We start from the raw sequence: 13,070 nt of genomic DNA on the forward strand, positions 1-13,070 counted from the left end.
CATGTCTGTAACAGTTTCTGCGGTGTCAGCGGCCTTGCAGGGCTTGGTGGATCCGATCACCCAACGCACATGGGCCAGTGCCAAGGCGTTTCACAACATCCAGGTGCAGGATGGGGATGTCAGCGTGGATTGGGTTCTGGGGTATCCAGCCCAAAGCCTGTGGGCACAAGGTGTACAAGCCATTACCGAGGTTATTCAAGCCCAGCCTGGTGTGCGCAGTGTGCAGGTCAAGCCCCAGTTGCAGGTGCAAGCCCACGCAGCCCAACGTGGCGTTGCTTTGCTAGAAGGGGTGAAAAACATCATTGCTGTGGCTTCGGGCAAAGGAGGGGTGGGCAAAAGCACCACAGCAGCCAACTTGGCGCTCGCCTTAGCAGCAGAGGGTGCGCGCGTGGGCCTGCTAGATGCCGATATTTACGGGCCCAGCCAACCCACCATGATGGGGGTATCGGGTCAGCCCGAGTCACACGATGGCAAGTTCATGGAGCCCATGCAGGCGCATGGGGTGCAGCTGATGTCGATTGGCTTTTTGGTGGCCCCAGACCAAGCGATGATTTGGCGTGGACCTATGGCTACGCAAGCGCTGGATCAGTTACTGCGGCAAACCCGCTGGGACAACTTGGACTACCTCGTGGTAGACATGCCTCCAGGAACGGGCGATATCCAGTTGTCGCTCAGTCAGCGCGTGCCCATTACGGGTGCCGTGATAGTGACTACTCCGCAAGACATTGCCCTGCTCGATGCACGCAAAGGCGTGGCCATGTTCGAGAAGGTGAGCGTGCCTATCTTGGGCATTGTGGAAAACATGGCGGTGCACGTGTGCAGCAACTGCGGGCACACCGAACATATCTTTGGCGCTGATGGCGGCAAGAATTTGGCGCAGCAGGGGGGCTACAGCTATTTGGGTGCCTTGCCCTTGGCTATGCACATTCGTGAGCAGGCAGACAGTGGGCGTCCCACCGTGGTGGCCGATCCGCAAGGGACAACAGCGGCACTGTACCGTGCAATAGCCCATCAAGTGGCTGCCAAGGTAGCGCTGCAGGGCAAAGACTACTCAAGCAAATTTCCCACCATCACCATCAGCAAAAACACCTGACCCATGCCGCATTCCGTTGATTCCAAGGCGTTTGTGTACGTGTCCAACGCCCAGTCCCGAGATATTTCGGTTTTTTCCCTGGACTGGGGGACGGGAGCTTTGGCATGGGTGCAAACCATGCCAGTAGAGGGCATGGTGATGCCTATGGCTTTGTCACCAGACAAGCGCATGCTCTATGCCGCTTTGCGCTCGCAGCCCTACACCGTGGTGGCCTTGCATATCAACGCAGACACTGGTGAGCTGTCTATGGCAGGCAGTGCTCCACTGCCCGATAGCATGGCCAATATTGCATTGGATCGTTCGGGGCACTTGCTCATGGCGGCTTCGTATGGCGGCAATTTGGTGAGCATCAGTCCATTGGATGCCCAGGGCATACCTCAGCCAGCCTCCCAAGTGCTGTCCACGCCACCCAAAGCGCACCAGATAGCGGCCAGTGATGACAACCGCACGGTGTACGTGACCTCGCTGGGGGGCGATCAGTTGCTGTCCTTCACATTGGATTGGCCCAATAAGGCCCTGCAGGCGCATGCAGAACCTGCGGCGTATTTTCCCCACCAGTCAGGCCCGCGGCATTTTGTGTGGTCGGCCGATAAGCGCTTTATGTATGTGCTGGGCGAGTTGGATGCACAGCTCTACGTGCTGCAGCGACAGGCGCAAGGTCCGACCATGCAAATCGTGCAAACACTCAGCGCATTGCCAGACAATTTTGTCGGTGCAGCATCCGCGGCAGATTTGCATTGCACGCCCAATGGCCGTTTTGTGTATGCCTCGGAGCGCGGCTCCAATACCTTGGCAGGTTTTGCTGTCGATCCGGTCACGGGCTTGCTGCGCAAGATAGGGCAGTGGTCTACTGAGGCACAACCACGGGGGTTTCGTATTTCGCCCGATGGTCGTTTTTTGCTGGTTGTTGGCCAAATGTCACATGCAATGTCGATTCACCAAATCGATGCCACTACAGGGAATTTGCAGCTTTTGTCCACGGTTCCTACAGGACAGAACCCCAATTGGGTTGAAATCGCTCAATTCGAATAGTTGTTGCTAGCACGGGGTCAAGTTATTTGTCTTGATATACATCCATATACTGGGGTTTTTTCATCCCAGCGAAAGGCAAATATGACGTCTTGGCTTGACAAGGAACGCACAGTTGCGGGCGCAGGATTCAACCGCTGGTTGGTTCCACCTGCTGCACTGGCGATCCACCTGTGTATCGGTATGGCCTACGGTTTCTCTGTTTTCTGGCTACCGCTCTCCAAAGCACTGGGTATCAAGGAGTCGATCTCGTGTGGCCCTGATGCGGGCTTTTTCACTGAGCTGTTCACGACCAGTTGTGATTGGAAAATTTCCACATTGGGCTGGATGTACACCCTTTTCTTCGTGCTGTTGGGTACCAGCGCCGCCACATGGGGTGGTTGGCTTGAGCGCGTGGGGCCCCGCAAGGCGGGCGTGGTTTCTGCGATTTGCTGGTGCGGTGGCATGCTGATCTCGGCACTGGGCATTCACTTGCACCAGTTCTGGATGATGATTCTGGGTTCTGGTGTCATCGGTGGTATTGGCTTGGGCCTGGGCTATATCTCGCCTGTTTCCACCCTGATCAAATGGTTCCCTGACCGCCGTGGTATGGCAACTGGCATGGCCATCATGGGTTTTGGTGGTGGTGCCATGATCGGTTCGCCTTTGGCGACCGATCTCATGAAATATTTTGCAACCCCTACCAGCATGGGTGTGACAGAAACTTTCGTGGTAATGGCTTTGGTGTACTTCGCTTTCATGATGTCAGGCGCTTTGGGCTATCGCATTCCTGCGCACGGTTGGAAACCTGAGGGTTGGACACCCCCAGTGGCTCAGACTAGCAACGCCATGATTACCCAGCACCATGTGCATGTGAAAAAAGTTTGGGGCATTCCGCAGTTCTGGCTGGTCTGGGCTGTGTTGTGCATGAACGTGAGTGCTGGCATCGGTGTGCTCGGCATGGCTTCCCCTATGCTGCAGGAGGTGTTTGGTGGTTCCTTGATCGGAATCAGCGCCAAGTTCACCGAACTGGAAAAACCACAGCTCACTGCCATCGCAGCGGTGGCGGCTGGCTTCACAGCATTGCTGAGTTTGTTCAATATCGGTGGCCGTTTCTTCTGGGCCAGTTTGTCGGACAAACTGGGGCGCAAGTTGACTTATGTCGTCTTCTTTGTGCTGGGCGGCATCATGTACTTCAGCATTCCTAGCAGCGCTGCTGCCGGCAGTGTGGTGCTGTTTGTAGGTGCTTTTTGCGTGATTCTGAGTATGTATGGCGGTGGTTTTGCAACCGTGCCAGCGTATTTGGCCGATTTGTTTGGAACCCAGATGGTGGGCGCTATCCACGGTCGCTTGCTTACAGCATGGGCCACAGCAGGTATTTTGGGGCCGGTGGTGGTGAACTACATGCGTGAATACCAACTGAGCTTGGGCATTCCACGCGAGCAGGTCTACAACCAGACGATGTACATCTTGGTGGGCATGCTGGTGGTCGGTTTGATTGCCAATTTGCTGGTACGTCCAGTTGCGGCCAAACATTTCATGTCAGAGCAAGAATTGGCTGCTGAGAAGAAATTGGCACACGAACGTGCAGCTGCCAACGAAGTCAATGCTTCAGCGCCTGTGAGCGATGCCCGAACTCCCACTGCCTTGGTCGTGGTGGCATGGTTGGCGGTTGGCATTCCACTGGCTTGGGGCATCTATCGCACCTTGTTGAGTGTGGCTAAATTTTTCCACTAATCTTGTGAACCTGTAGGCGGCATAGGCTGCGCAAGGAGACGCTCCATGAGTGAACAAAAAATTGAGTTCTATCCAGCACCAGCTGGTGGATGGGGGGCCTTGCGCAGCGTGGCCAAGCACTTGCAAGCGCAAGGTGTTGCCGTCAAGGGGGCCAAAACTTTGTTATCGGCCAACCAGCCCGATGGCTTTGACTGCCCGGGCTGCGCTTGGCCAGATCGGGATCACCGATCTACATTTGAATTCTGTGAAAACGGCGCCAAAGCCGTTGCCGCCGAGGCAACTGCACACCAAGCAACGCCGGAAGTATTGGGGGCCAATACCGTTACTTGGTTGTCAGAGCAGAGCGACTTTTATTTGGAAAACCTAGGGCGTATCACCCATCCACTGGTGTATGACGCCGCAACGGATCGCTACACACCCATTGCGTGGGACGAGGCGTTTGCCTTGATTGCCCACGAACTCAATGCTTTGGACAGTCCTGATGAAGCGGTGTTTTACACCTCAGGGCGTACCAGCAATGAAGCGGCTTTTTTGTACCAGCTATTTGTGCGTGAGTTTGGTACCAACAATTTTCCAGACTGTTCCAACATGTGCCATGAACCCAGTGGTGCGGGTTTGAAACCCACCATCGGCATTGGCAAAGGAACGGTTACGCTGCACGATTTCGAGCAAACCGAGGCCATTTTCATTTTTGGACAAAACCCCGGAACCAACCATCCCCGGATGTTGGCCGAGTTGCGCGACGCATCTAAGCGTGGCGCCAAGATCGTTAGCTTCAACCCTTTGCGTGAGCGTGGCTTGGAGCGTTTTGCCGACCCGCAAAACAAAATGGAAATGGCCACTTTGGGCTCCACCCCTATTTCTAGCCATTACTTTCAAGTGCGCATAGGGGGCGACTTGGCGGTGGTGAAAGCCATGGCCAAACGGGTTTTGGAACTCGACGATGTTGCCCAAGCAGAGGGCAAACCCCGCGTGCTGGATGTGGACTTTATTGCCCAGCATACCCATGGTTTTGAGGCATACGTGGCCGATGTGCGGGCTGAAAGCTGGGATACGCTGGAGGCCGAGTCGGGTCTGACGCATGCGCAACTGTGCGCGGCTGCCGACATTTATGCCCAAGCCAAAAGCGCCATTATTTGCTGGGGCATGGGTATTACCCAGCACCAGCATTCGGTGGCCACCATCCAGCAAATGGCAGCGCTGCTGATGCTGCGTGGCAATTTAGGACGACCCGGTGCGGGAGCATGTCCGGTGCGTGGTCATAGCAATGTGCAAGGTGACCGCACTATGGGGATTTACGAAAACCCACCGGCCGCGTTTTTGGACAAATTGGGCGAAGTGTTTGGCTTTGAGCCCCCGCGCAAACCCGGCTACGGAACGGTGGAAGCCATTGAAGCCATGCTGCATGGCAATGCCAAGGTGTTTTTTGGTCTCGGCGGTAATTTTGCGGCCGCCACACCTGATACCGCAGCCACTTGGAAAGCGCTGCGCCGCTGTGAATTGACCGTGCATGTAACGACGAAATTCAACCGCAGCCACACCATCCATGGCAAAAAGGCGCTGGTGTTGCCCTGTTTAGGCCGAACCGAAATCGATATGCAAGCCACCGGTCCGCAAGGCGTGACGGTGGAAGATTCCATGAGCATGGTGCACTTGTCCAGCGGTATGAATGCGCCAGCGTCAAGGCATTTGCTCTCCGAACCCATGATCGTGGCGCGCTTGGCCGCTGCAACTTTGCAGGGGCGCAGCCAGACGCCGTGGTTGTGGTTGGTTGAAGACTATGACCGCATACGCGACAAGATCGAGGCGGTGTTGCCAGATTTTGCTGGTTTTAACCAAAAAATCCGCAAACCCGGTGGTTTCCGTTTGCGCAATACGCCCTCTGAGCGTGTCTGGACGACGCCCACAGGCAAGGCCAATTTCATTCCCTTCAAGGTGCCGACTGATACCCCCGTGCACCAAGCCCGACGCCAAAAGCAAGACCGCGTGGTATTTGCTTTGGCAACGGTGCGCTCACACGACCAGTACAACACCACCATCTATGGCATGGACGACCGCTACCGGGGCGTATGGGGGCATCGCCGCGTGGTTTTTATTAACCGCGATGACCTCAAAGCCATAGGTATGAAAGCCGGAGATTGGGTGGATATAACCAGTGTCTACTCCGATGGAGATCATCGCAAGGTAGAGAAATTTGTTTTGGTGGAGTACGACATTCCCCGTGGCTGTTTGGCCAGTTACTTTCCGGAGACCAACGCCTTAGTACCTTTGTCCAGCGTGGCCATTGGCGCGGGAACGCCCACATCGAAATCTATTCCAGTTGTGCTCACCTTGCGCGCGCAGGATGCCCCACTGGCACAAGCCCGTGCGGTGGCTGAGGCAGCGCATGCCTGATGCCGGGACTGCTTCGTCCCCCCCGTTGCTAGATGCCCCCCCCAGCGACGCGGAGTGGATGGCCGCAGCCTTGGCTTGTCTGGCCGAGCTTGATGGTGGCAAAGGGGTATCCCTGAATAGGCTTGCTAAACGCATGGGCCTGCGCGTGAGTGTGCTGTTGCGCTTGTATACCCAACTCAGTGATGCGAGTTTGGCTGGGCACACAGGCCCGGGCTGGGTGCGGTTGCACTGCGATGCTGATGGGCGTTGGTTAGCCCATATCACCTCAGTTGGCTTGCAGTTTGTGCGCGACCATGCAGGATTATCCGATGGCAACCAATAGCCAAGAGGGACTTTCGCAACCCATCACGGTAACGAGCCTGGTTCAAGCGCAACGCTTTAGCTTGGCGACAGCCCAGGGCGGTGTGTCTCCTGTACCGGAGTGGCAGCCTGTGTGGGTGGCTGAAGAGGTTCCGGTGGCCTTGGAGTTCAACGGCATTTCGCATGCCGTCATGCTGGCCACGCCCCAAGACTTGGAGGACTTCGCGCTGGGTTTTTCCTTGAGCGAAGGCCTCATCGACAGTGCTGCTGATCTGCTGGATGTCGAGCTGGTGTGGCAAGCCGATTCGGTTGTGCTGCAATTGCGCATCACTGCCCGCTGTGAAATGCAGCTCAAAGAGCGGCGACGTACCTTGGCAGGGCGCACAGGCTGTGGTCTGTGCGGTACGGATAGTTTGGATCAGGTTTGCCGCCCGCTGCAGCGGGTTCCAGCGCAGGTTGAGCCGCACGCTCAGGCTATGGTGCGTGCCCAGCGCGAACTGGCAGCCGCCCAAACCTTGCAGCAGCAAACCGGCGGTGTGCACGCTGCTGCATGGTGCAGCTTGGATGGTGCGCTGCAGCTATTGCGTGAAGATGTGGGGCGCCACAACGCATTGGACAAAGTTATCGGCGCGTTGGCACGCACCGATTGGAATCCTGCGCACGGTTTTTTTGCCGTCACCAGCCGTGCCAGTTTTGAAATGGTGCAAAAAACGGCCCAAGCAGGCGTGGGTTTGTTGGCTGCGGTCTCTGCGCCCACGGCCATGGCCATCCGCTTGGCCCAGCGCAGTGGCGTGGTACTGGCTGGTTTTGTGCGAGAAGACCGGATTACTCTCTACACCGGTTTTTAGCTGGTGTATGAATGGGCACCGTGTGGCTTTCAGGCTGGCAGTATGCGGAACCGGTGTACCTGATTTTGCAACTGCTGTACTTGCTCGTCCAAGCTTTGTGTCGCTGCGGCTGTTTCTTCTACCAACGATGCGTTTTGCTGGGTCGCCTGATCCATTTGCGTGATGGCGTTGCCCACTTGAACGATGCCAGATGTTTGCTCGCCCGAGGTTTTGTCCACCTCTGAGATGGTTTCGCTGATGCGCTCGAAATTGCCCATGGACGACTGCATAGCACCGCCAGCTTTCATAACCTGCTCATTCCCGCGTTCCATTTTGGCAATGTTGTCTGCAATGATGCCTTTGATTTCCTGCGCCGCTGTGGCTGAGCGCTGGGCCAGTGCCCGCACTTCGGCGGCAACCACGGCAAAGCCCCGGCCTTGCTCTCCCGCACGGGCGGCTTCTACGGCAGCGTTAAGGGCCAAGATATTGGTTTGGAAAGCAATCGAGTCAATCACCGTCACAATGTCTTGAATGCGCTGCGAGGACGCATGAATGTCTTGCATGGTGCTGACCACATCAGACACCATTTGACCTACGGTGCGTGCAGAGCTGTTGGCTTGTTCGGCCAATGTACGGGCGTTGTTGGTGGCAATGTCATTGACCTGCACCGATTGCAATAATTTTTCCATGGCCTGCACGGTTTGTTGCAGTGCACTGGATTGCTCGTCGGTGCGTTGGCTCAGGTCTTGGTTGGCACTGGCAATTTGGGCCGAAGCCGTGGCCACATTGCTGGTACTTTCCTGAATGCGGCGCAAAACGTGGGATACGCTTTGCTGCATATGGTGCAGCGCTGCACAGACTTCGGCCAGCTCATTGCGCCCCTCTATTTGGAGTGACTGGGTCATGTCGCCTTGGGCCATGGTGGAGGCAAATTCCTTAACATCCTTGAGCTGGCGGCCAATAGATCGCAGCAGTGACAGTGTGGCAAAACCCGCTAGCAGCAGTACGCATGAGCCCAGCAGTATGGTTTCTTTGAGTTGGCCACTCAGAATGGCTTCGATCATGCTAACGCGCTCTTCGGCCAGCTTCTTTTGGTAGTGCAGCAGCTCTTGTACCGGGCTGGCCAAGGCATCCAAGGCGGGCAACACTTCTTTTTCCAAAATAGGCAGTGCAGTCTGCGCCGACTCTTTTTCCAAAGTGTCCGCAGCTTTCGTGAAGGCTTGGACGTAGAGCTGGCGTTGCGCGCGCATCGTCTCTATCAAGGCGCGGCTTTGCGGCAACTTCATGGTTTTGTCCAGCTCTTCAAAGTAGCCGTCTATGGCCTTGCGTGTCTGAGCCATGCGCTCACGGACAGCGGGGCGTTTATCGGCCGACACCACAAACAACTCCAGCGTATTGCGCGCATTGCTCTTGGTAGCGCGGTCAATGTCGGTGATGAGCTGGTAATTGCGCCAGCGGCGGTTGGTGAGCTGTTCCAACTCTGTCTGTACTATGCGGTGGTTTGATAAAGCGGTGTAGATGCAAAGGCCAATCAGCGCCAATATCAGTGCAAAGCTCGCGATGAGGCGAGTGCGAATACTCAGCAGGTTAAACCAACGCATAACCCCCCCTTTTGTTTGCTATTGCTTACTACTGTAACGATGCTTGTGCCTTAGGGGGTATCAATGTGTGTCAATGCGTAGGCGCTATAAACCTTCGTAAAAACAGCGTGCGCAGGTTTGCTGATAGCGTTCGTTGCCACCAATCTCAATTTGCTCGCCATCCCGCACGCGCTGGCCCGTACCATCCAAGCGGATGTTCATGGTGGCACGCCGACCACAGGCACAAATGGTGCGGATTTCCTCGATGTCGTCGGCCAGCGTGAGCAACTTGGCAGAGCCAGCAAAAGCATTGCCTTGAAAGTCTGAGCGCAGGCCAAAGCAAATGATGGGCACACTGTGCAAGTGGGCGATTTGGTGCAACTGGCGTACCTGCATGGGGTGCAAAAACTGCGCTTCATCAATCAGCACACAGGCCGTGCGAGGTGCATCAAGGGGGCGCTGCAGCAATGCTTGGGCAAAGTCGGTGTCGGCATCAAATACTTCGGCTTGGCGGGTGATGCCCAATCGGCTGGCTACCGTGGCAAAGCCACTGCGGTCATCAATGCTGGCGGTGAACAAGCGCACGTGCTGGCCGTGTTCCTCGTAGTTGTGCGCGATTTGCAGCAGTGAGGTGGATTTGCCGGCATTCATTGCCGAGTAGCGAAAAAACAGCTTGGCCATGGGGGAAACAGTGGTGCAAATGTGCAAATAGAGTGGGTAATAGTCGCTAATGCTTAGCCTGATGGCAACGCTACAGTGTGCAAGTGGGGATCGTGTCGTGCAGGGCTGAGTACGCCGGGTATGCGATGTGCCAGTAGTCGGTACACATCCCAGTCAAACGGGAGGGCTTTGCCGTTGGCTTGGTGCTGGCGGTAAAGGGAGAGTACCCTCTCCTGCCAGTGCGCAGGGGCAGGGTTGGTGACTTGGCATAAGGTGCCCACATGGCACCAATTATCAAAAACATGCACATCGCAGCGCGAGGCTGTTTCAGTTGGTGCATGCGTTTCGCTGATGGCCAACACGGCATGCGCATATGGCCAAGCGGGCAAGCGCTCTTTGGCCAAAGCGGTTTGTACTCGCCCGAGGTGATCGGCACGGCTTTCTTCGCCAGTGCAGCAACCGTGGCAGTGGCCCATTTGGCGTGCGCTGCAAGGGCCTTTGGCCGATTCAAGCCCCAGCGCGTGCAAGCACAAACCATGGCGATCGGCTAGGTTGCGCAGCGTTTCCAGTGCCTGTCGCTTGGATCGGTATGGGCCATGGCAGCGTGCGAGGTCGTGCTGGTGGAGTTCGTTGCTGGCCAGTAGCTGCGCTTGGGGCCAAGCCCCGGGGGCGTTGGCATCGGCTATCAGCCGCCAGAACAAGGGGTGCTGGTTGCGCTGTTGTCCACGCGGGGGAATGGGGCTGCCTGCTTGGGGCTGCGCAGGCAGGGGGAGGGTGCGGCGCAGGGTTTGTTCGGTCAGTTGCGCACCCAGCTCGCCAGCGGTTTCGACCCAGTGGATGTGGTGGGTGGCTTCCAGCGCTGCTTTGAGGGCAGCATCTTGGCTAGCTGCTTGGAACTGGGCCAGCACGCGGCGGCGCAGTTGCGAGCTTTTGCCGCTCCACAGCAGTGCACCGTTGGCGTCCAAGAACGCGTAGACGCCATGGCCTGTAGGCAGATCGGCCAACGGTGTTTGCAAGTGGGGAGGGAGGTAGCTACTGCCTTGCAGCAGGTTGTGGGCCACTTGCTGCAAGCGCTCGGCACCCAGCTGGGTTTGGGCTGCTTGCATCCACTGCAGCACCACTTGCACATCGGCCATGGCGCGGTGGCGTGCATCGGTGCTGATGCCATGGCGCGCCATGATGGCATCTAAGCCATGGCCCTTGTACTGCGGATAGAGCGCACGCGAGAGGCGCACGCTGCACAGTGTTGGTACGGACAAGGTGAGCCCCGCGCGCAGGCATTCCTGCACCAAAAAACCGTGGTCAAAACGCACGTTGTGCGCCACCAGCACCGCCCCTTGCAGCAACTGCAGCAGCTCGGGGGCGACAGCGGCAAAAGATGGGGCCTGTGCCACCATGGCATCGTTGATGCCCGTGAGTTGCTGGATAAAGGGCGGAATCGGTATGCCGGGGTTGACCAGCTGGTTCATGCGTGCCACTTCCACGCCGTCTTGCAGACGTACCGCCGCTATCTCGGTGACGCGGTCGGTTTGTGCTGTGCCGCCTGTGGTTTCCAGATCCAAGACCACCATGCAGGGCAGTGGGGCAGGCAGTCCTAGCTGCCAAGGAGCGCCTAGGGCGGTGTTAGTGCAGGTCAATGCAGTGCAGTCCGTAGTGTCCATTGTGGCGGTCGGCAAAGTAGCGCTCCAATGTTTCGTGCACGGTGCGAAATGCCAGTTCGCTCCAGGGGATTTCGTGTTCGGCGAACAAGCGGGCTTCTTGTGTTTCGTGGCCGGGGTCAAATTGGTCACTCAGTAGCTGTGCCCGGTAAAAGAAATGCACTTGGCCCACATGCACCACGTTGAGCAGGCTGAACAAACCTTGCAGTTCAATTTGTGCCCCCGCTTCTTCGCGCGTCTCGCGCAGTGCGCCTTCGGAGGTGGTTTCATCCAGCTCCATAAAGCCTGCAGGCAGCGTCCACAGACCAAAACGTGGCTCGATATTGCGTTTGCACAGCAGCACCTTGTCGTGCCAGATAGGGATGGTGCCCACCACATTGAGCGGGTTTTCGTAATGCACAGTGTGGCATTGCGTGCAGATGGCGCGCTCGCGCGTGTCGCCATCGTCAGGCAGACGGTATTGCACGGCGCTGCCGCAGGCACGGCAGTGTTGGATACGCGTTCGCAGGTTCAAGACTTGACCACCAAATCAAAGTGCTCGACGTGTGGAGGTTGGGCGAAAAATGGACCTACTATGCTGCGCCACTGTGTGAACGCATCACTTTGGCGAAAGCCGATGGTGTGATCTTCCAGCGTATCCCAGAAAATTTGCAGGATGTAGCGCTCAGGGCTTTCTATGCCTTTGTTGACTTTGTAGCCTTGGCAGCCTTTGGCATGGGCAATGACCTCGCGCAAGCCACGGGCAATGGCTTGGTCAAAGGCGGCGTTTTGGCCGGGGTGGATGCGGATGTCGGCTACTTCCAAAATCATGGTGGCTCCTCGTTGGCGGTGCGTACAAAACGCCCAATGGTAACCCTTCAAATGCTGGCCTTTTGTGGCCAGTGCCTAGGGCTTAGCCCTTATGCTTGGGGGATGAATCCTGTGCCAGACCAGCTTGCCACTTTCCTTATCCCTGACTGGCCAGCGCCTGCCGCTGTGCGTGCAGCGTTTAGCACCCGCATGGGGGGGGTGAGTGAGGGCCCTTATGCCAGCTTGAATGTTGGCACGCATGTGGGCGATGTGCCGGAGCGGGTGCAACACAACCGTGCTTGGACTGCCCAGCAACTGGGGTGCGAACCGGTTTTTTTGCAGCAAGTGCATGGTTGGGAGCACGTGGCTTTGCAGCCCGATACGCCGCACGACACGGTGGCCGATGTGTGCAGCTCCACCGTGCCAGTGACCCACGGTGGACGGGCCTGCTGCATCATGGTGGCCGATTGCCTACCGCTGCTGCTGTGCAACCGCCAAGGCACGTGGGTAGGGGCGGCCCATGCGGGCTGGCGTGGTTTGCTAGGCAATGTCCAAGGTTTTGGTGCTATTGAGGCGCTAGAGCTTGCTGCGCGTACTCAAGGTGCTACAGATTTGATAGCATGGATAGGCCCTTGTATTGGCCCGCAAGCCTTTGAGGTGGGAGCGCAAGTGCGGACTGCCTTTGTGCAACAAGCCCAGCAGTGCGCGGCGTTTCAGGGTATCGCCGCTCCAGTGGAGGTTGCGTTTACACCCGCCGCAAGCCCTGACAAATGGATGGGGAATTTGCCGTTGCTGGCCCGTCTGCGTTTGCAGGCTTTGGGTATTTCGCAGGTCTATGGCAACGACGGTAGCCCCGCATGGTGCACGGCTAGCCAGCCGGATCGATTCTTTAGCCACCGCCGCGATGGAGTCAGCGGTCGCCAAGCAGCTTTCGTTTGGCTGATTTGAATCAGGCATGGTTTTAGCTAACTCATTTTTTGTGTCACAAAGCAGGGTTAGACTAACAGCGAATGCAAAGCAATAA

The 13,070-nt window shown here is 57.0% G+C and carries 12 protein-coding genes; 7 read left to right on the top strand and 5 right to left on the bottom strand.

Features of this window, described 5'->3' with window-relative positions:
- Window position 1 precedes the first annotated feature (1 nt).
- The 6 genes from apbC (at window position 2) to fdhD (ending at window position 7,380) form a co-directional block, all read left to right on the top strand.
- Window positions 2-1,093, top strand: a complete 1,092-nt coding sequence (gene apbC / locus KIK84_RS02555; RefSeq protein ID WP_214121398.1) for an iron-sulfur cluster carrier protein ApbC — start codon at window positions 2-4, stop codon at window positions 1,091-1,093.
- A 3-nt stretch (window positions 1,094-1,096) separates the two neighbouring features.
- A complete protein-coding gene (locus KIK84_RS02560; protein ID WP_214121399.1) occupies window positions 1,097-2,125 on the top strand; it encodes a lactonase family protein in 1,029 nt (342 codons plus the stop codon).
- 81 nt (window positions 2,126-2,206) lie between these two features.
- Window positions 2,207-3,838, top strand: a complete 1,632-nt coding sequence (locus KIK84_RS02565) for an OFA family MFS transporter (protein WP_214121400.1) — start codon at window positions 2,207-2,209, stop codon at window positions 3,836-3,838.
- Window positions 3,839-3,883: 45 nt separating this feature from the next.
- Window positions 3,884-6,232, top strand: coding sequence for an FdhF/YdeP family oxidoreductase (locus tag KIK84_RS02570; protein ID WP_214121401.1), 2,349 nt, complete (start codon window positions 3,884-3,886; stop codon window positions 6,230-6,232).
- Window positions 6,225-6,554: a hypothetical protein gene (locus tag KIK84_RS02575; protein ID WP_250207686.1), complete on the top strand. Its 330-nt coding sequence runs from the start codon at window positions 6,225-6,227 to the stop codon at window positions 6,552-6,554. The genes KIK84_RS02570 and KIK84_RS02575 overlap by 8 nt, the downstream gene beginning before the upstream one ends.
- Window positions 6,541-7,380 (top strand): formate dehydrogenase accessory sulfurtransferase FdhD, encoded by an 840-nt coding sequence (gene fdhD / locus KIK84_RS02580; protein ID WP_214121402.1) that lies wholly within the window; start codon window positions 6,541-6,543, stop codon window positions 7,378-7,380. Before KIK84_RS02575 ends, fdhD begins: the two co-directional genes overlap by 14 nt.
- Before the next feature lie 29 nt (window positions 7,381-7,409).
- Here fdhD and KIK84_RS02585 read toward each other — a convergent pair whose 3' ends face one another.
- The 5 genes from KIK84_RS02585 to KIK84_RS02605 all read right to left on the bottom strand — a co-directional run bounded on the left by KIK84_RS02585 (window position 7,410) and on the right by KIK84_RS02605 (window position 12,067).
- A complete protein-coding gene (locus KIK84_RS02585; protein ID WP_214121403.1) occupies window positions 7,410-8,960 on the bottom strand; it encodes a methyl-accepting chemotaxis protein in 1,551 nt (516 codons plus the stop codon).
- An 84-nt stretch (window positions 8,961-9,044) separates the two neighbouring features.
- Window positions 9,045-9,620: a thymidine kinase gene (locus KIK84_RS02590; RefSeq protein ID WP_214121404.1), complete on the bottom strand. Its 576-nt coding sequence runs from the start codon at window positions 9,618-9,620 to the stop codon at window positions 9,045-9,047.
- 53 nt (window positions 9,621-9,673) lie between these two features.
- Window positions 9,674-11,260 (bottom strand): exonuclease domain-containing protein, encoded by a 1,587-nt coding sequence (locus tag KIK84_RS02595; RefSeq protein WP_214121405.1) that lies wholly within the window; start codon window positions 11,258-11,260, stop codon window positions 9,674-9,676.
- A complete protein-coding gene (locus tag KIK84_RS02600) occupies window positions 11,223-11,771 on the bottom strand; it encodes an NUDIX hydrolase (protein ID WP_214121406.1) in 549 nt (182 codons plus the stop codon). The genes KIK84_RS02595 and KIK84_RS02600 overlap by 38 nt, the downstream gene beginning before the upstream one ends.
- Window positions 11,768-12,067, bottom strand: a complete 300-nt coding sequence (locus KIK84_RS02605) for an antibiotic biosynthesis monooxygenase family protein (protein WP_214121407.1) — start codon at window positions 12,065-12,067, stop codon at window positions 11,768-11,770. The genes KIK84_RS02600 and KIK84_RS02605 overlap by 4 nt, the downstream gene beginning before the upstream one ends.
- Window positions 12,068-12,169: 102 nt before the next feature.
- Between KIK84_RS02605 and KIK84_RS02610 the strand changes: the two genes are divergently transcribed.
- Window positions 12,170-12,994 (top strand): purine nucleoside phosphorylase YfiH/LACC1 family protein, encoded by an 825-nt coding sequence (locus KIK84_RS02610; RefSeq protein WP_214121408.1) that lies wholly within the window; start codon window positions 12,170-12,172, stop codon window positions 12,992-12,994.
- Window positions 12,995-13,070: the final 76 nt, after the last annotated feature.

Source organism: Curvibacter sp. CHRR-16 (assembly GCF_018474005.1).
Classification (GTDB): Bacteria; Pseudomonadota; Gammaproteobacteria; order Burkholderiales; family Burkholderiaceae_C; genus Allorhodoferax.